The following is a 17,142-nucleotide window of genomic DNA, read 5'->3' as shown; positions in this document are numbered from 1 at the left end:
CCGCGCGCTCGCACACCACGCTGGACGTTAGGGCAATCGGTACGCGTTCGGCATCGGCCCGGGGTCGGCGGGCGGCGAGCCGTGTAGGTGTTGCATTCCGGCTCGCCGCAACCTAAAGGACGATCAGGCCTGCTCGGGCGAGGGTGACTCCTCGCGGCGCGCGTCCGGGGCCGACTGGCTGTCGGGCTGAGTCGGCAGCTGCTCGGGGATCTGCCGGACCGGGGCGGGCACCTTCGGGTATTCGCCGGTGTCGCCGCCGCCCGCCGCCGCGGCCATGACCGCCGCCGCGGCCAGGTCGGCCACCCGCTTCGCCTCGCGCTGGACGCGGGCCCGGACCTCCTTGGCGTGCCGCTCGGCCGAGTCGGCGGCCTGGCGGGCGTGCTCGAGGCGGGTCAGCTCGCTGGTCAGGCTCTGCTTGGTCTCGCCCAGGCGCTGCTGCAGCTGGGTGACCTCGCGGCCGAGCGTCTGCGACTCGCTGCGCGACTCGGTCAGCTTGGTCTGGGTCGCCTCGAGCTCGGTCTGCAGCTGCGTGAGGGCCTTCTGGCGGGCCTGGATGTCCTGCTGTACGACCGTCAGCTGCTGCTGGTGCCGCGAGTTCTCCTCGTCGGCGCGCTTGCGCATGTCGGCCGCGTACTTCTGCGCGTCCGCGTGCAGCGCCGCGTTCTTCTGGTCCGCGGCCTGCTTCTGCTGGGTCAGATCGCGCTCGGTGTTCTGCCGCGCCTCGGTGAGCTCGCGCTCGGTGCCGGCCTTGAGCTCCTCGATCTCGCGCTGCGCGGTCGCCTTCCACTGGGCCAGCTCCTGCTGGGCCTGGGCGCGGCCGGCCTTGACCTCCTGCAGCACCTGCTGGCGGGCGGCCTCGGCGAGCGCGTCGGCCTCGGCCCGCGTCTTCTCCATGTGCTCGACGCTCTGCTCGTGGATCCGCTTCGCCTCGGCCTCGGACCGCTCGCGGGCGCCCTCGCCGTCGGCGATGAGCTTCTCGGCGCGCTCCTTGGCCTCGGCGAGCACCTTCTCGGCGTTGGCCTGGTGCTCGGCCGCCTTCTGCTCGGTGTTGTCGATGATCACACCGGCCTGCTTCTCGGCCAGCGCGAGGATCTGGTCGACCATCGGGCCGAGGTGGCGGAAGGAGGCGCGGTCGACCCGGGCGGGCCGCTGCCGCACCTCGTTGAGCTCCGCCTGCAGCTGCTTGAGCTGCGACGTGAGGTCCTGGATCTGGTTGGTCAGGTCCTGCGCCTGGCCCGCGGCGCGCTTGCGCTCGGCGGTGAGGCCGGAGATCTGCCGGTCGAGTTGGTTGAGGTACTGGTCGACCTGACGCTTGTCGTATCCCCTGACCTGCTGGGTGAAGTTGGGACGCGCGGAGGCGTCGTCACGCTGCGTCAACAGATCCCCGCCATGGGTCATGAATCGATCCTCCATACGATCGGGAAGCTTGTGACGCCGCCGCTCACGCACGGTGGCAAACGGTCCGCCAGCACATCCAAAACGCTACCGAGGCCCTTGCGCAAGTCTTCGGTTTGTTTCGGTCAGGATATGCGGCGAGACCGTTTTTTCCAGATTTATCAGTACGTGTCGCGACCACTGTGGACAATCGGTCACCCAAACGACACCGCGCGTCCGATCCGCTGCCCGCCCGGCCGACGGCGCCACGACCAGCGGGGCGGGACAGGTGTACCCGCCCGTCCGGGGCATTCGAGCCGGAAGATGCGCGGCGCCCGACCCCTGCCCGTCGCGCCGGATGTAACTGCCCGTCCGGGTATCGGGAACCGCCCGGTGCAAGATCTCCCGGTGGATCACGTGACGGCCGAGCGGCGGACCCGCGTGATGGCCGTCCCGCGCCCGGCTCTTGGTCGACCGGCTCCCACCGTGCTGTGCGTACGGCCTACGCTGTTCGCCATGGCCGACCTCCCCGAGCGCATGGACCCCCGCCAGATGCGCGCCTCGGACGCCGACCGCGAGCGCGTCGCCGAGGTCCTGCGCACCGCGGCCGCCGAGGGACGCCTCGACCTGGACGAGGTCGACGAGCGGTTGCACGCGGTGTACGCGGCCCGCACGTACGCCGACCTCGAACCCATCGTGCGCGACCTGCCCGCCGCGCAGTCGGCCCCGGTCCCGCTGCTGGACGGCGTGCCGCCCCGGCCGGGCGAGGCGCCCCAGACCGGCTCGGCGGTGGCGGTCATGAGCGGCTTCGTACGCCGCGGCCCGTGGATGGTGCCGAAGGTCTTCACGAGCTTCAGCTTCTGGGGCGGCGGCACCATCGACCTGCGCGAGGCCCGCATGCTCCACGGCGAGGTCACGATCCGCTGCTTCGCGCTCATGGGCGGCGTGAACGTCATCGTCCCGGAGGACGCCGAGGTCCACGTCACCGGCGTCGGCTTCATGGGCGGCTTCGCCCAGGACGCCTCCGGCCCCGGCCGCCACGGCGCCCCGCGCATCACGGTGACCGGCTTCGCCATGTGGGGCGGCGTGGGCGTCGAGCGCCGCCGCCGCAAGCAACACGAGTCCGGATCTTGAGCTCGGCGCCATGACGACGGTTGCGGTGCGCGGCGTGGGCGTCGAGTGCCGGCGTCGCAAGCAGCGCGAGTCCGGATCTTAAGGTTGGCGGCATGACGACGGTTGCGGTGCGCGGCGTGGGCGTCGAGTGCCGGCGTCGCAAGCAGCGCGAGTCCGGATCTTAAGGTTGGCGGCATGACGACGGTTGCGGTGCGCGGCGTGGGCGTCGAGTGCCGGCGTCGCAAGCAGCGCGAGTCCGGATCTTAAGGTTGGCGGCATGACGACGGTTGCGGTGCGCGGCGAGGCGGTGCGTGAGGTCGATCCGGAGCTGGCCGAGTTCACGGTGGTGGTGTCGGCCCGCGATCGCGATCGGGACGCGACCCTCGCACGCCTGCGGGAGCGGTCCGAGGCGTTCCGGCAGTTCCTGGAGCGCTTCGGCGAGGCCGTCGAAAAGCGAGAGACTTCAGGCCTTCACGTGTACCCCGAGAGCTCCGGCAAGCGCGGCGAGCGGATCACGGCGTACCACGGCAGCGTTTCGACGACGGTCACGGTGCGGGACTTCGCGGCGCTCGGGGAGCTGATGCTCGCGGTCGCGGGGCAGGAGCAGACCGAGGTGCGCGGCCCGTTCTGGTCGGTGCGCCCGGACAGCCCGGTGCACCGGGAGGCGCGGCGCGCGGCCGTGCGGGATGCGATCGCCCGGGCCCGGGAGTACGCCGAGGCGCTCGGCTCCGAACTCGTCGAACTCGTCGAACTGGCCGACCCGGGCCTGAGCCGCGCCGAAGGCATCCAGACCTTCGCGGGCGGCTACGGCGGCGGCATGATGAAGAGCCAGTCCACCCCCGAGCTCCAGCTCGACCCGCGGCGCCAGCGCATCTCGGCGGCGGTCGAGGCCCGTTTCACCATGACCGCGCCGGCGCTCTGACGGGCTGCGAGTAGGCCGGCTCCTGTTCGGCACGACCGCGCCGGCGCTCTGACGCGCTACGAGTTGGCCGGCTCCTGTTCGGCGTGACCGCGCCGGCCCTCTGACCAGCTACGAGTAGGCCGGCTCCTGTTCGGCGGTCGAGGCTTGTTTCACCATGACCGCGCCGGCCCTCTGACCGGCTACGAGAAGGCCGGCTCCTGTTCGGCCTCGATCTGGGCGTTCCAGTCGCGCTTCGACGCCTGCCAGCCGTCCTCGTCGTGGCCGAGGCGCCAGTAGCCCGACACCGACATGCGGGTGCGGGGGAGGTTGCGGTCGATCCGGAGGTACCGGCGAAGGTCTTTGACGAAACTCGCTTCTCCGTGGACGAAGGCGTGCACGGAATCCGGGTCGGCGTCGGCCGGGAACGGGTGGGACAGGACGGCGGGCACCAGCACCGAGCCGATCGGGCCGGTGCCGCGGTCCAGCCAGGTGATGCCCGGAATGTCCTGCCGGTCGGCCGGGTCGCCGATCTCGACGAAGGCCGCGAAGTCAGCGCCGGACGGGATGTGCGGCAGGGCGGCGGCGATGGCCGGCAGCGCGCTCTCGTCGCCGGCCAGCAGGTGCCACGCCGCCTTCGGGTCGGGTGCGTAGGCGCCGCCGGGCCCGCCGAACTGCAGCTCGTCGCCGGGGCGGGCGTGCACGGCCCACTGCGCGGCCAGGCCGGTGTCGCCGTGCAGGACGAAGTCCAGCGTGAGCTCGCGGGCCTGCGGGTCCCACTCGCGCACGGTGTACGTCCGGGTGACCGGCCACGCCTCGCGCGGCATGGTCGCCCGCACGTGGGCCAGGTCCAGCGGGCTCGGATAGTCGACCCCGGGGCGCGGGAACATCAGCTTGACGTAGTGGTCGGTGTACTCGCCCGCGGCGAACCGGGACAGGCCTTCACCGCCGAGCACGACGCGGTGCATGTTCGGGGTCAGGCGCTCGGCGCGCACGACCCGGCCGGTGTGCATGACGGGTGCGGGCCGCGGCCCGGGCGAAGAGACGGACACACTGGCCAGGGTAGTCTGCCCTAACCCGCAACCGCCCTCCTCCTCGAAGCTTGATCCCGCCGGCCCGACACCCCCGACCCCGGGATCGGACGGAGCGCGTCAATACCCTGTCGGGCGAAAAGTCCGATAAGTCGCGGCGCGGCAGCGCCCGACTTATCGTTCGCGGCGCAGCGCGGCAGCGCCCGACTTATCGTTCGCGGCGCAGCGCGGCAGCGCCCGACTTATCGTTCGCGGCGCAGCGCGGCAGCGCCCGACTTATCGTTCGCGGCGCAGCGCGGCAGCGCCCGACTTATCGTTCGCGGCGCAGCGCGGCAGCGCCCGACTTATCGCTCAAAGCGCAGCGTCCAGCTGCTCGCGCAGGCGGCTCTTCGGCCGTGCCCCCACCACCTGCGACACCACCGCGCCGCCGGAGAACACGGCCAGCGTCGGCATCGACATCACGCCGTAGGTGCGGGCCGTCACCGGGTTGTCGTCGGCGTTGAGCTTCACGATTCGGGCGCGGCCCGCGTACTCCGCCGCGAGTTCGTCCAGCAAGGGCGCCAGGCGGTGGCACGGCGGGCACCATTCGGCCCAGAAGTCGACGAGGACCGGCACGTCGCTGGCCAGGACCTCGGAAGCGAAAGTGGCGTCCGTCACCTCGGTTGTCATGCTTGCTCCTCCATCGCGGTGGCCTGTTCCAGTTCCTGCGAGACGACACTGCGGACCGCCAGCAGGCGCGCGATGCACCCGTCCAGGTCGGCGAGCTTGCGGCCCAGCACCTCGATCGAGCCGGGGCACTCGGCGCCGGTGGCGCGGCCCGAGCGGAGACACTCGACGAAGGGGCGGGTGTCCTCGAGGTTGAAGCCGATCTCCAGCAGCGACCGGATCTCGCGGACCAGGCGCAGGTCGGACTCGTCGTACTCGCGGTAGCCGTTGGTCGTGCGCCTCGCCGCCAACAGGCCGTGCTGCTCGTAGTAGCGCAGGGCGCGAGCGCTGGTGCCGGCCCGCTCCGCCAACTCGCCGATCCGCATACGAGCACGCTAAACCTTGACGCGGGCGTCAACGCCAGGGTCTGTGGCTGAACGCGCAGCGGAAGGTTGGCCGCTGTATGGGTGCCTTGGCGGCGGGGTTGGACCGGTCGGTGTCCTGAAAGGCGGGGTTGGACCGTTCGGTGTCCTGAAAGCGGAAGGTTGGCCGCTGTATGGGTGCCTTGGCGGCGGGGTTGGACCGTTCGGTGTCCTTGGGCAGCGTAGGTCTCTTCACTGTATGGGCGCCTTGGTGGCGGGGTTGGACCGGGCGGTGTCCTTGGGCAGCGAAGGTCTCTTCACTGTATGGGCGCCTTGGCGGCGGGGTTGGACCGTCGAATGTCCTGAAAAGCGGTGGGGGAGCTTCGCTCCACCCACACCCCCTCAAGACCGCACCGGGGTGGGAGGCGCTCGATGCGGTCGGGCGTGCTCGGTCTCAAGACCGCACCGGGGCGGGATTTGTGTCCTGGGGCCTGGGGCTTGGGTCCTGGGTCTTAGTCCGTTTCGGGGAGGCCCTCGATGCGGCGGGCGTGCTCGATCATGCCGTGGATGGCCTCCAGGCTCGGGGCGGACAAGCCGGCGGCGCGCAGGGCCACCGATCGCACGGCGCTGTCGCGGAGGGCGGCCAGCAGGTCCAGCTGTTCCTCGATGCGGCGCGAGGTGGCTGGGTCGTCGTCGAGGAAGTAGGCGGCGTTGACCCCGAAGAACTCGGCCAGGGCCTCGAGGTGGCGCTTGGTGGGGTTGTCGCGGGTGCCCTTGCGCAGCTGCCACACGTAGGTGTGCGAGATCATCACGCCGCGGTCGCGGATGGCGGCGGCGACCTCCTCGTAGGTGTACTCGCCGCGGCCGGCCGGGTGCACCGTGCGGAACAGGCGGTCCAGTTTGGCCGCGAGCGTCGGCTCAGTCATCGCATCAACCCTTGACAATCCCACCGGTCGGATGGAAATCTCCATCATAAGCTCAGATTTACGGGCACCGTGCGTCCATCAACTCACGTTTAGAGCGGGTGGCGCATCGGGCGGATCGTTGTGGCCGGGTCGCCGGGTCGGCGCCAATTCGGGGGTGGCCACAACGCTTCCAGCCCGCAGGAGGGCGCGCGCCTGCTCCGCCAGGCTCGTGTCGGCGTCCGCGGGTGCCTGCTGAGCTTGCCCCAGCTCCCACTGCGCGTCGCGGATCTCGATGATCCGGCGGTACAGCCGCAGGCCGACGCCCCGGATCGTCAGCCGGTCGGCTAGGCGGCTCGGGGGATCGCCCAGCACCACGTGCGGGACCGCCGCGACCGAGACCGCCCACAGCGGACGCAGCCGCTGCAGCGCCACATAGTGGGACAGCCAGCGCCGCACGCCGCCGATGGCCGGCAGGGCCGCGCCCGCGGCGAACAGCAGCAGCATCGTGGCCAGGATGACCCGCGACAGGCTCTCGGCGCCCGGGCCGTTCATGATGTCGCTGCCCAGCGCGTTGCTCACCTGGAACGCGACCCGGTTGGCGATGAACAGCAGGCCGACCAGTCCGGCCGCGGTCAGCAGCCGCAACCCGACCCGCAGCAGCCCGGGCTCGGCCCGCCCGGCCGCGGGGTGGAACAGCGCCAGGCAGCAGGCGAGGCCGACGAACAGGCCGAACTGGGTGAGCACGCCGTACGCGGTGACCAGGGGCGTCCCGGCGTGCTCGGCCACGAAGTCGCCGCGGGCGGGGCTGCGCGGCACCAGGAGGAACAGCACGATCATCGTCGCGCCGGCCAGCGCGAGCAGTATGTAGGCCCAGCGGCGCAGCCGGGGACGTTCGCCGACCGGGCCCGGCAGGATGCCGGCGAGGTGGATGATCGCCGCGGAGGCGGCCACGGTGGCGAGGTTCTTCAGCGGTACCGAAATGTCGGCCACGTGCAGCAGCCGGTCCGTCGCGAACGAGATCTCCCGCCGGTTGAACGTGAACGACAGCGCCGCGAGCAGGGCGACCAGCCGGATCGCCCGGCCCCGGGGCGGCTGCGGGGTCGCGAAGCGCCAGATCGTGAAGGCCCAGAACGAGCCGAGGACCAGGAACTCGAGGGTGTCAGCGAAGGCCATGCGCCGGTCCCGGGATGAACGCCTCGTGCAGGCCCTGCAGCAGCGGGTCGTCGCTGCGCGGCTCGGTGCCGCCGCGCAGGGCCCGGCCGCTGATCATCGTCGCGATCATCTCGGCCACCTGCTCCTGCGGGGCCGAGTACGTCGTGCGCATCAGCACCCGCGCCACGGTGGCCGGGTCGAGGTCGGGCAGCACCAGCCCCGGCGCCTTGTGGTCGCAGAGGATGTGGCCGATCTCGTGCAGGATGATGTGCCGGCGGTGCAGCGGGTCGGCGCCCGCCGCGTAGAAGATGTGGTCGGCCTGGTCCGTGGCGAGCCACAGCCCGCACGGCGCGCCGGCCGGTGCGGGCTGTGGATGCAGGTGCAGGTCGCGGCCGCGACGGGCGGCGATGTAGGACAGGAACACCGACAGGTCGAAGGGGTCCGGCACCTCGATGTCCGCGATCAGGCGCCGGCACTCCCGCTCAAGCCGCCGCAGTCGCACGCCGCCAGACTAGCGGCTGGAAGGCGAAATGCCTTCAGGCGGTACGCCGAAGATGATCACTGAGCAGCGTGGCCGCGCGCACCGCCGCCATCTGCCCGTCCCGGATGAGCATGAGGTCCTCGACGGCGCAGGCGGGCGGGGTGTGCCCGAGCGCGGCCGCCAGGTGCTGGTTGGCCCGCGACCACTTGGTCAGCGACGCGCACACCTCGGACTCCAGGGCGGTCGGCGACAGCGGGCCGGCCGCGTTGACCGCGTCGAGCATGCGCTCGCGGTGCTGCCAGTAGGACCAGACCTTGGCCTCGTCGATGAGCTGGGCCACGGCGTCGCTGCGGCGGTAGTACAGCGCCAGCTGGATGGAGTCCGTGCGCCCGTCGTGGATGAACGCCTCGATCAACGGGTGCCGGGCGTGCGCGCCGGCGACCTCGTAGAACGTGCTGCGGCTGCCGTTGGGTGCGGCCGCCTCGACGATGCTCTTCCAGGTCAGCGGGGCCCCGGGCGCCGCGGCGACGAGGCCCGCCACCGCGCGGAAGTAGACGGTCTTGGTGCGCCAGTGGCTGCGCTTGGCCGTCGGGTTCGCCGACAGGCGCTTGTGCCAGCGGCTCACGACGGTGTTGCCGAGTTCCCGGCCGAAGTCCGGGGAGGCCGTCAGATAAGGCGCCAGGGTCGTCATGCTCATCGGTCCTGTCCTGCCTGTCGGTGGTGGGCGGGGCGTCCTCCGAGCGTGGCCGCCGGGTTGCTCCGGGACCATCACGCGTTTACGTGGTCTTGCCGCTGACCAGGTCCAAGACCGCGTCCCAGTCGTTCGGGACCGTATCGGCACACCACGCCACATGGCGGTCGGGCCGGACCAGGGCCAGGGGGCGATCCCAGCGGGTGCGCACGCCCGCGTCGGCGACGGCCAGGTGGGTGACCGGGATGCCGCGCAGCGTGGCCGCGGCCACCAGGGGCCTCCCGTCCGCCGCCGCCGTGAGGTCGACCAGCGTGAGCTCCGGCCCGAACCGGTCGGCCAGGGTCTCGCCGCCGTCCAGGCGCAGGTCGGGGGCCCGCCCGCCGGGGCGCACGGTGCCGGCCGGGCCGCTGGGCCAGACCACGGACGACTTGGTGTGCCGGGCCGGCAGGGCGCGGGCGTCGGGCCGGTGCGCCTCCTGCCGCAACACCCCGGCCAGCAGCTCGGGCGCGGCCCCGGCGGCGCTGAGCCGGCCGAAGCGCCGGCGCGTCTCCAGGGCCCGGGCCAGCAGCTCCCGGTCGAGCAGGGCACTCGGCCGCCGCTCGGACTCGTAGCTGGCCAGCAGGGCCGGCCCGCCCCAGCCGTTGATCTCGGCGGCCAGCTTCCAGCCCAGGTCGACCGCGTCGGCCAGGCTCGTGTCGGCCAGCTCGCCGGCCGGGTGGAAGCGGTGCGCGGCCTCGCCGGCCAGGAAGACCGGGCCGCGCCGGTACGCCGAGGCCACGCCCAGCGCGTCGTCCCACTGGGCCACCCCGAGGATCTCCGGCGCCTCCAGCTCGCTGCCCAGCCGCGCGCGCAGCATCGCGACCGGGTCGGTGCTCACCGGCTCGTCGGCGCCGATCGGCAGGTGGGCCACCCAGGTGTCGCCCTCGCCGCGGGCCACGCTGGTCACCCCGCCGACGACCACGACGACCGGGGTGCCGTTCTTGGCCGGTAACCGGGGGTCGGTGCTGCGGAAGAAGACCGAGCAGTGCTGGGCCGGGCTGCCGAGGTTTTCCATCGGCACCTCCAGGCAGCGCCGGACGGTGCTCTGCGCGCCGTCGCAGCCGACCAGGTGCCGCGCCGCGACGGTGTGCCGCACGCCCGCGCGCACGTCGAGCACGGTGGCCACGGCGCCCTCGGCAGCGACCCGCAGGCCGGTGAACGTCCAGCCCTCGCGCAGGTCGACGAGCGGGTGCTCGCGCAGCTTGTCGCGCAGCCGCCGGGTCAGCTCGGCGGCCGGGATGCGGTGCTCGGGCCCGCCGTCCGGCAGCGCCTCGTCCAGCAGGAACGAGCCGGGCGCGACCAGGACGGGGTCGTCGTCCAGGCTGGTGCGCCACTCCACGTCCTCGGGGTCGGCCGGCCCGGAACCGTACCGGCGGACCAGCGCGGCCAGCCCGAGCCGGCGTAACAGCGCCATCGCGTGGCCGGTGAGCCGGTCGACGCCGGGGTGCCGGGGCGGGGCCACCGCCCGCTCCACGACCAGGCAGGGCACGTTGTGATGGGCGAGTTCCAGCGCGAGGACGGCGCCGGTCGGGCCCGCGCCGACCACCAGGACCTGCGTGCTCGTGGGCGTCGTCACCGGTGATCCCCCATCCCTCGACCTCGGCGACGCCTTCGTCGCCAATGGTCATGTTCGGGTCAGGGGGACCCCCCGCACATCACGCGTTCACGCGATATCTCCGGGATCCCGGTCCTGCGAGACGAGCGTGGCCAGCTCGACGCGGCCGCGCAGGTCCAGCTTGGTGAAGATCTTGCGTAGGTGACTGTCCACGGTGTGCCGGGACAGGTGCAGGGCGCTGGCCACCTGCCGGTTGGTCAGGCCGTCGGCGACCTGCAGGGCCACGTTCTGCTCGGCCGGGGTGAGCTGGCGCAGCGGCGAGCCGGGGCGGAAGACCGGCCGCTCGGTCGGCGCCTTGGGCCCGCCCAGGCTGAACTCCAGCCGCCGGCGGGCGCGCTCGGCCCGGCAGTCGGTGACGATCGCGATCGCCTCGGCGGCCCAGGCGCGGCCCTGCGACTCGTCGGCGCTGTTGAGCGCGGCGTCCTCGAGCGCTCCGGCCAGGGCAAGGCGTCTGGGTGTACGCCGAAAACGCTCGACCGCCCCCCGCAGCAGCCACGGGTCGCCGGTGAGGACCCCCTCGGCGTGATCGGCCGCCGCGGCGAGGGACAGGATCCCGGGGTTGCGGCCGGCCAGGGCGCGGGCGGCGGCGACCACGGTCCGGGCCCGGGGCAGGTCGCCGGCCCGCACCGCGATGTGCACGAGGGCCGGCGCGCTGGTCGGGTCCTGCGCGATCAGCACCGGCCGCTCGGGCAGCGCGTCGACCAGGCCGCAGAGCACGGTCAGGGCGGCCTCGGGACCGGCCACGGCCTCCTGCAGGACGCCCTCCGGCCAGTACATGTCCTCCGGCGCGCAGCTGATCCCGGCGGCCATCCGGCGGTGCATGTGCGCGAGGTGGGCCTGGGCCTGGGGCAGGTCGCCCTGCAGGACGGCGAGCCGGGTCAGCTGGCCCAGCAGCGGCACGGCGAGGGCGTACGCGGCCAGGTTGAGCGCGACCGCCACCCCGGCCTCGGCCTCGGCGGCGGCGTCGTCGAGCTTGCCGCGGGCGGTGAGCAGGGCGGCGTGGTAGTAGTGCCAGAGCGGGGTGGACCAGGCGGTGCCGAGCCGCTCGGACTCGCGGCGGCCGCGCGCGTAGGTCTCCTCGGCCTCGTCGAAGCGGTCGAGGGCGGCCTGCGCGTCGCCCAGCCAGATCCGCGGGTGGCGGTGGGCGGCGTCGCCCCGGACCTTGTCGGCGATGCCGGTGGCGTGCTCCGCGTGGCCGTAGGCGTCGTCGAGCCGGCCCTGGGCCTGGGCGACCAGGCTGCGCCCGGTGAGCCCGAAGACCGAGGCGGCGTACTCCCCGGTGGCCAGCCCGGCCGCCGTGGCCGCCTCGCCGTCGGCGTCGGCCCCGGGCAGGTCGCGGTGGTAGAAGCGGGCGTGGGCGCGGATCGCGTGCAGCTTGGCCCGCACCGACTCGGGCGCGCCGGCGACGGCCAGGCCCTGGTCGGCGTACTGCACCGCGGTCCCGTTGTGCCCCGCGTGCTTGAACGCCTCGGCCAGCCCGAGCTTGAGCATGGCCTCGGTGCGCGGGTCGAGCCCGGAGCGCAGCGCGGTCTCGCCGAGGTCCTGGGCCCGCTCGAGGCGGCCGGCCGAGGCGAGCAGCCCGACGGCGTCGGCGACCAGCGGCACCCGCTCCCGGTCGTGCTCGCCGATCATGCCCAGGGCCCGCTCGATCAGGTCGGCGGCGGTGCTCGGGGCGGCCGGCGCGACCTCCAGGGCGGCCTCGTGCAGGATCGTGACCGCCTCGCGCCGCCCGGACCGGCCGGTCTTGAGCAGGTGCTCGGCGACCTCGACGGGCGGGCGGCCCTCGGCCCGGGCGATCACCGCGGCCTGGCGGTGCATGAGGGTCGAGACGGCGCCGCTGAGGGTGCCGTAGACGGCCAGCCGGACCAGGTCGTGCACGAACTCCAGCTCGTCGCCGTTGTCGACCAGCACCCCGGCCGTCGTGGCCTCCTTGACCTGGGTCAGCAGCGTGGCCGGGCGCACGTCGAGCAGCTCCGCGACCGCCTCGATGCCGAACGGCCGGCCGAACACCGACGCCGCCTGCAGCAGCTCCTGGGTGTCGCCGGACAGCCCGTGCAGCATCTGGTCGACGATCGTGATGAAGCTCGACGGCAGCTCCCCGCCGACGACGGTGCCGATCCCGTCGGCGACCACCAGCTGCCCGGTCAGGTGCAGGGTCCGGACCAGCTGCTCGACCTGCAGCGGGTTGCCGTCGCAGCCGCCGGCCAGGGCGAGCACGGTGTTGTCGACGTCGGCCCCGACGACGTGCGCGCACAGCCGGCGCACCGCCTCGTCGTCGAGGGTGCCGAGGGTGATCTGCTCGTGCCCGTCGCGGATCAGCCGCTCGATGAGCTGCTGCCCGGGTGTGCCGCTGGGGGCCGGCCGGTGCGCGAAGAGCCAGCGCACGGGCGAGGAGGCCAGGGCCGGGACGAGCTCGGCGACGGCCAGCGCGGACAGCTCGTCCATCCACTGCGCGTCGTCGATGGCGATGACCAGGGGCCGCTGGGCCGCGTAGTCCTCCAGCGCGGCGCCGAGGCGCTCCAGCGTCCGGTACTGCGCGTCGTCGTCCTCCCGCAGCCAGCCGATCGCCGGCTCGGCCGGGCGCAGCTGCTGCAGCGCGGACGCCAGGGTGATCAGCGGCGCGGCCCGGTCCAGCTCGAACGCGGCGCGGGCGGCGACGGCGACCCCGCGGGCCTCCCCGCAGTGCGTCGCCGCGCGCATGAGGTGGGACTTGCCGATGCCGGCCGAGCCGGTGACGATCGTGCATCCGCCGAACCCGTCGGCGGCGCCGGACACCGCCTTCCGCAGGGCGGCGAGTTCGCGGTCGCGCCCGAATGTCCCAGCGGCCGTGCTCGTCAGCGAAATCACCCCTGATGGTCGGACGCGTTGTCGGACGTTTTACCCGAGTGCGGCTGGAAAACCGTATTCGGCTCGTGTTGATTCTCGCGTTCCGTGAAGATCCACTTGAACAGCCTTTCGGGGGAGCCGGACGAACCCGGACGGCATCCTCCGTCGGTCCGATATCGTCCTGCTCCCGGCCCGGCCGTCGGCGCGACCAGGATTTCGGCCAGCAGGCGGCGCAGAATCGCGGGGCCGTGCTCGGTCAGCACCGATTCGACGTGGAACTGTATTGACCGCGCTCTTCCGATACGCATTGCGTGCACGGCGCCGGTCGCTGCATCCCGCAATATACCGATCGGCTCGCGCACGCCGTCACGCACGGTTGTCACATGAATAGCATTCATTCGATGGTTCGGGACCCCTTCCGCGGGCCCGCAGACGGCGACGAAGGTGTTGTAGAAGCCGACCTGGCCGAATCCGGGGATCCGCCGCGGTTCGCCCTGGGCCGGGCGGGTCAGCCGGCGGATCGGCAGCCCGAGCTCGTCGGCCAGGACCTGGTGGCCGAGGCACACGGCGAGGGTCGGGGTCCGCTCCGCGAGCAGCCGCCGGGCGATCTCGTGCAGCCGGTCGATGCGCGGGTCGCTGCGGTCGCGGGGGTCGCCGGGGCCGGGGCCGAGCACGACGGCGTCGTACCCGTCGCGCAGCTTCGTGCCCAGGTCGACCCGCAGCCCGAGGACCTCGATCAGCCGGGCCAGCATGGCGGTGAAGTCGTCCTCGTTGTCGATGATCAGCACCCGCCCGGCCAGCGGCTTGAGCCGCACCGGGCGGCCGAGCCAGAACGGGGACAGGCCGGCGTTGCGGCGGCGGAGGGCTCGATCGACCCGGGGGAGCTTGGGCAGTACCGTGGCCGCGTTTTCGCCTTTGAAAGCCGCGACCAGGGCCGCCGCCTTGGCCCGGGTCTCCGCCGCCTCGGCCGCCGGGTCGCCGTGGCGCACCAGCGTCGCCCCGACCGCGATGGTCACCGCCCCGTCCGGCGCGATCTCGGCGGTGCGGATGGTCAGCGCCGAGTCCAGCGACCCGGGGGCGAGCAGGGCGACCGCCCCGCCGTAGTAGCCGCGCCCGGTCCCCTCGCGCTCGGCGATCACCCGGCACGCGGCCGCGAGCGGGCTGCCGGTCACCGTCGGCGCGGGCAGGGTCGCGCGCAGCACCGCGGCCGGTCCGAGCGCGGTCGGGCCGTCGATGATGTATTCGGTGTGCGCCAGCCGGGACATCGGCCGCAGCCAGGGCCCGCGCAGCCGGCCGCCGCCGTCGCAGATCCGGGCCATGGTCTTGAGCTCCTCGTCGGCGACCATGAACAGCTCCTCGGTCTCCTTGCGGTCGGCGAGGAAGGCGCGCAGGCCACGGGCGGTGGGGCCGCCGGGCGGGTAGCGGTAGGTGCCGCTGATCGGATTCATGGCCGCGATGCCGCTGTCCAGGCGGGCCTGCGACTCGGGGGTGGCGCCGAGCAGCGTCCGGCCCCGGCTGTGCAGCAGGAACGTCCAGTAGGCGCCGCGCTCGGCGCGCAGGAGGCCCCGGAACACCGCCGCCGCCCCCCATCGCGTGAAGTCCGCGATCCGGGCGCGCCAGGTGCGCCGGATAACGAAGTTCGAACCCGTGCCGCCGCCGATGTCCTCGGCGACGACCTGCCGGACGATCTTGGCATACTCGCCGTCGTCAAGATCGAACCCACCCTCGGTCAGGTCCGGCGCCGCGGCCGGCAGGAACGCCAGCGCCTCCTCGACCGGTAGCGAATCGACCCAGGTCACGGCGAAGGCCAGCAGCGGCGCGCCGTCGTCGACGCACGCGAGGCCGCGCTCGGCGATCGTGCGGTACGGCAGCGCGGCCATCACCTCCCCGGCCAGCGGCTCCGGGAGGGCGTCGAGCGGGGTGCCGACCCGCAGCTCGACCCGGTCGTCGCGGCACAACAGGGCGAAGGCCTCGGCATCGGCGATACGCTGCAACCACGGGTGCGTCATGCCCGCCACGGTGGCAGCGGCCCCGCGCAGGCGGCCACTACCCATTGAAGTAGTGGGAGCTGCACCGGCCGCCTTCTAGCGTTCCGGACGTGGCTCCCAACGACAGCTTCGCCCGCCGGGTCCGGCTGGACCGCCTGTACCGTAACGGATCCGGCGGCCTGCTCGTGGTGCCGCTCGATCACCCGATCAGCGGCGACCCCATCATCCACATTGGACAGAGTCTGGACCGGCTGGTCGGCGAGCTCGCCGCCGGCGGGGCCGACGCCGTGGTCCTGCACAAGGGTGCGCTGCGCCAGGTCGCGCCGCACCGCTTCCGCGACCTCGGCCTCATCGTCCACCTCTCGGCCGGCACCGGCCTGTCCGCCGACCCCGACGCCAAGGTGCTCGTCTGCTCGGTCGCCGAGGCGCTGCGGCTCGGCGCCGACGCGGTCAGCGTGCACGTCAACGCCGGCTCCCTGACCGAGCCCCGGCAACTGGCCGACCTGGCCGCGGTGGCCGGCGACTGCGCCCGCTGGGGCGTGCCGCTGCTGGCCATGGTCTACGCCCGCGGCCCGGCGATCGCCGACGGCCGCGCCCCGCACCTGGTCGCGCACGCCGCCGCGATCGCCGCCGAGCTCGGCGCCGACCTGGTCAAGACCGCGATGCCGCGGAGCCTGGCCGACCTGGCGAGCGTGGTCGGCGACTGCCCGATCCCGTTCCTGGCCGCCGGCGGCGACGCCCGGGACAGCGCCGCCGCCCTGGCCCACCTGGCCGACGCGATGCGGGCCGGGGCCGGCGGGATCGCCGCCGGCCGGCTCGTCTTCAACGCCCCCGAGCCGGCCGCGATGGTCCGCCGGCTCGCCGCCCTCGTCCACGACCGCGACCTGGCCCACAGCCGGTAGAAGGAGTACAGACCCCATGAAGCAGTGCTGGCTCGACATCCGCGCCGCCGACGAGCTCAAGTCCGCCCTGTGCCAGGAGGCGATCCACCGGGGCTTCGACGCCATCGTCGCCGACGACCCGGCCGACCTCGCCGGCCTCCCGCCCACCGTGTCCCGGGTCCTGCTGCCGGGCAAGGAGCTGCCGGACGCGTTCGGCGACGCCGACCTGGTGATCGTCGACCCGGCGATCCACGGCGAGCCGGGCCGGCTCGCCGCCAGGTACCCCGGCGTCCGCTTCGGCGGCTACGTCGACGTGACCGACGCCGACACCCTGGCCGCGGCCTGCGCGAGCGTGACCCGCGACCCGTGCACCGTGCTGCGCTTCGCCGACCCGACCAACATCCCGCTCGAGATCGTGCTGGCCGCTGCGGCCGACGCGCACGGGCTCATCATCACCACCGTCGAGCGGGCCGCCGACGCCCCGGTCTTCCTCGGCGTGCTCGAGCACGGCCCGGACGGGGTGATGCTGGCCCCGCAGGCGCCCGGCGAGGCGGGCAGGCTCAAGGACGCGGTCGAGCGCCGCTCGCCGGACCTCGAGCTCACCGAGCTGACCGTCACCGCGATCACGCACGCCGGGATGGGCGAGCGGGCCTGCGTGGACACCTGCACGTACCTGGCCCGGGACGAGGGCATCCTGGTCGGCTCGCGGGCCAAGGCGCTCGTGCTGTGCGTGAGCGAGACCCACCCGCTGCCCTACATGCCGACCCGGCCGTTCCGGGTCAACGCCGGCGCCATCATGTCCTACACGCTCGCCGACGCCGAGCACACCCGGTACCTCAGCGAGCTGCGCGCCGGCAGCACCGTCCTGGCCGTCGGGGTCGACGGGCGCACCCGCCCGGCGGTCGTCGGCCGGATCAAGATCGAGACCCGGCCGCTGCTGTCGATCGACGCCGTCGCCGACACCGGCGAGGAGGTCAACGTGATCGTCCAGGACGACTGGCACGTGCGCATCCTCGGCCCCGGCGGCGCGGTGCTGAACTCGACCGCGCTGCGGCCCGGCGACCGCATCCTCGGGTACCTCCCGCGGCGCGAGCGGCACGTCGGCTACCCCATCGACGAGCTGTGCTACGAGCAGTGATCG

15 protein-coding genes are annotated in these 17,142 nt (G+C 73.4%); 4 read left to right on the top strand and 11 right to left on the bottom strand.

Translation table 11 applies throughout. The annotated features are described in order from the left end of the window. Positions 1 to 123 precede the first annotated feature (123 nt). Positions 124 to 1,398 carry a hypothetical protein gene (locus ACQP00_RS40305; protein ID WP_433206877.1) on the bottom strand — a complete coding sequence of 425 codons (1,275 nt, stop codon included), beginning with the start codon at positions 1,396 to 1,398 and terminating at the stop codon, positions 124 to 126. A gap of 384 nt (positions 1,399 to 1,782) precedes the next feature. On the opposite strand from ACQP00_RS40305, the gene ACQP00_RS40300 reads away from it, so the two are divergent. Together ACQP00_RS40300 and ACQP00_RS40295 are read left to right on the top strand one after the other, a co-directional pair. Further along, on the top strand, positions 1,783 to 2,508 hold the full coding sequence (locus tag ACQP00_RS40300) for a DUF1707 domain-containing protein (protein ID WP_433206874.1): 726 nt from the start codon (positions 1,783 to 1,785) through the stop codon (positions 2,506 to 2,508). 256 nt (positions 2,509 to 2,764) lie between these two features. Further along, on the top strand, positions 2,765 to 3,409 hold the full coding sequence (locus tag ACQP00_RS40295) for an SIMPL domain-containing protein (RefSeq protein ID WP_433206871.1): 645 nt from the start codon (positions 2,765 to 2,767) through the stop codon (positions 3,407 to 3,409). Positions 3,410 to 3,588: 179 nt separating this feature from the next. On the opposite strand, the gene ACQP00_RS40290 is transcribed toward ACQP00_RS40295, so the two are convergent. The 10 genes from ACQP00_RS40290 to ACQP00_RS40245 form a co-directional block, all read right to left on the bottom strand. Continuing rightward, entirely contained in the window at positions 3,589 to 4,398 is an 810-nt protein-coding gene (locus tag ACQP00_RS40290) for a siderophore-interacting protein (protein WP_433224146.1), read from the bottom strand. A 369-nt stretch (positions 4,399 to 4,767) separates the two neighbouring features. Beyond that, complete coding sequence (trxA, locus tag ACQP00_RS40285; RefSeq protein WP_433206868.1) at positions 4,768 to 5,085, bottom strand: thioredoxin; 318 nt, start codon at positions 5,083 to 5,085, stop codon at positions 4,768 to 4,770. After that, positions 5,082 to 5,447: a MerR family transcriptional regulator gene (locus ACQP00_RS40280; protein ID WP_433206865.1), complete on the bottom strand. Its 366-nt coding sequence runs from the start codon at positions 5,445 to 5,447 to the stop codon at positions 5,082 to 5,084. Before ACQP00_RS40280 ends, trxA begins: the two co-directional genes overlap by 4 nt. 488 nt (positions 5,448 to 5,935) lie before the next feature. Next, complete coding sequence (locus tag ACQP00_RS40275; RefSeq protein WP_433206862.1) at positions 5,936 to 6,349, bottom strand: XRE family transcriptional regulator; 414 nt, start codon at positions 6,347 to 6,349, stop codon at positions 5,936 to 5,938. 78 nt (positions 6,350 to 6,427) lie between these two features. Then, a complete protein-coding gene (locus ACQP00_RS40270; protein ID WP_433206859.1) occupies positions 6,428 to 7,501 on the bottom strand; it encodes an MAB_1171c family putative transporter in 1,074 nt (357 codons plus the stop codon). Then, a complete protein-coding gene (locus tag ACQP00_RS40265; protein ID WP_433206857.1) occupies positions 7,488 to 7,982 on the bottom strand; it encodes a hypothetical protein in 495 nt (164 codons plus the stop codon). The genes ACQP00_RS40270 and ACQP00_RS40265 overlap by 14 nt, the downstream gene beginning before the upstream one ends. Positions 7,983 to 8,016: 34 nt before the next feature. Continuing rightward, a complete protein-coding gene (locus tag ACQP00_RS40260; protein WP_433206854.1) occupies positions 8,017 to 8,658 on the bottom strand; it encodes a hypothetical protein in 642 nt (213 codons plus the stop codon). Positions 8,659 to 8,737: 79 nt separating this feature from the next. Then, positions 8,738 to 10,267, bottom strand: coding sequence for an FAD-dependent monooxygenase (locus ACQP00_RS40255; protein ID WP_433206851.1), 1,530 nt, complete (start codon positions 10,265 to 10,267; stop codon positions 8,738 to 8,740). 87 nt (positions 10,268 to 10,354) lie between these two features. Next, the gene (locus ACQP00_RS40250) at positions 10,355 to 13,153 is read right to left on the bottom strand and encodes a helix-turn-helix transcriptional regulator (protein WP_433206848.1); all 2,799 of its coding nucleotides are present in this window, start codon (positions 13,151 to 13,153) and stop codon (positions 10,355 to 10,357) included. Then, positions 13,150 to 15,141, bottom strand: coding sequence for an anthranilate synthase family protein (locus ACQP00_RS40245; protein ID WP_433206845.1), 1,992 nt, complete (start codon positions 15,139 to 15,141; stop codon positions 13,150 to 13,152). The genes ACQP00_RS40250 and ACQP00_RS40245 overlap by 4 nt, the downstream gene beginning before the upstream one ends. An 89-nt stretch (positions 15,142 to 15,230) precedes the next feature. Here ACQP00_RS40245 and ACQP00_RS40240 point away from each other — a divergent pair, with 89 nt between their 5' ends. Both ACQP00_RS40240 and ACQP00_RS40235 read left to right on the top strand, forming a co-directional pair. Beyond that, the gene (locus tag ACQP00_RS40240; protein WP_433206842.1) at positions 15,231 to 16,022 is read left to right on the top strand and encodes a 2-amino-3,7-dideoxy-D-threo-hept-6-ulosonate synthase; all 792 of its coding nucleotides are present in this window, start codon (positions 15,231 to 15,233) and stop codon (positions 16,020 to 16,022) included. A gap of 16 nt (positions 16,023 to 16,038) precedes the next feature. Further along, positions 16,039 to 17,139: a 3-dehydroquinate synthase II family protein gene (locus tag ACQP00_RS40235; protein ID WP_433206839.1), complete on the top strand. Its 1,101-nt coding sequence runs from the start codon at positions 16,039 to 16,041 to the stop codon at positions 17,137 to 17,139. The last annotated feature ends 3 nt before the right edge of the window (positions 17,140 to 17,142 follow it).

It is taken from the genome of Dactylosporangium sp. CS-047395, from assembly GCF_050942185.1.
GTDB lineage: Bacteria > Actinomycetota > Actinomycetes > Mycobacteriales > Micromonosporaceae > Dactylosporangium.
Note: the sequence above shows the minus strand (reverse complement) of the source record. Positions and strands in the feature narration are given on the sequence as shown.

Excerpts from the sequence above, each read along its gene's own strand:
- ACQP00_RS40245 (WP_433206845.1), bottom strand. The coding sequence starts at position 15,141 with ATGACGCACCCGTGGTTGCAGCGTATCGCCGATGCCGAGGCCTTCGCC.
- ACQP00_RS40275 (WP_433206862.1), bottom strand. The coding sequence starts at position 6,349 with ATGACTGAGCCGACGCTCGCGGCCAAACTGGACCGCCTGTTCCGCACG.
- ACQP00_RS40235 (WP_433206839.1), top strand. The coding sequence starts at position 16,039 with ATGAAGCAGTGCTGGCTCGACATCCGCGCCGCCGACGAGCTCAAGTCC.
- ACQP00_RS40280 (WP_433206865.1), bottom strand. The coding sequence starts at position 5,447 with ATGCGGATCGGCGAGTTGGCGGAGCGGGCCGGCACCAGCGCTCGCGCC.
- ACQP00_RS40295 (WP_433206871.1), top strand. The coding sequence starts at position 2,765 with ATGACGACGGTTGCGGTGCGCGGCGAGGCGGTGCGTGAGGTCGATCCG.
- ACQP00_RS40270 (WP_433206859.1), bottom strand. The coding sequence starts at position 7,501 with ATGGCCTTCGCTGACACCCTCGAGTTCCTGGTCCTCGGCTCGTTCTGG.
- ACQP00_RS40290 (WP_433224146.1), bottom strand. The coding sequence starts at position 4,398 with ATGCACACCGGCCGGGTCGTGCGCGCCGAGCGCCTGACCCCGAACATG.
- ACQP00_RS40260 (WP_433206854.1), bottom strand. The coding sequence starts at position 8,658 with ATGAGCATGACGACCCTGGCGCCTTATCTGACGGCCTCCCCGGACTTC.
- trxA (WP_433206868.1), bottom strand. The coding sequence starts at position 5,085 with ATGACAACCGAGGTGACGGACGCCACTTTCGCTTCCGAGGTCCTGGCC.
- ACQP00_RS40305 (WP_433206877.1), bottom strand. The coding sequence starts at position 1,398 with ATGACCCATGGCGGGGATCTGTTGACGCAGCGTGACGACGCCTCCGCG.